Raw genomic sequence first — 213 nt, forward strand, 5'->3', positions numbered from 1 at the left:
GCATCGCCTTGTGGTAAAACTAAACTCCAATCCCCATTAGCATCTGTTACCAGTGTGGTGACCACTCCAAATACATCCGTAATTTCAACATCCACATTTGGCATGTCTGCTTCACTTGGCTCCTGAGTACCATTTCCATTTTCATCGAAATATAAGTGACCCGTTAAAGTGCCTGATTCATAAAAACCATCTATTTCATTAAAAGTTTGTCCA

Annotated in this window: 1 protein-coding gene; it reads right to left on the reverse strand. The window is 39.9% G+C overall.

The features are described from left to right. Positions 1 to 213: hypothetical protein (locus tag CXF67_RS17980; RefSeq protein ID WP_219621003.1), on the reverse strand; the 213-nt coding region annotated here is incomplete at both ends.

This window comes from Psychroflexus sp. MES1-P1E (assembly GCF_002836055.1).
Lineage (GTDB): Bacteria > Bacteroidota > Bacteroidia > Flavobacteriales > Flavobacteriaceae > Psychroflexus.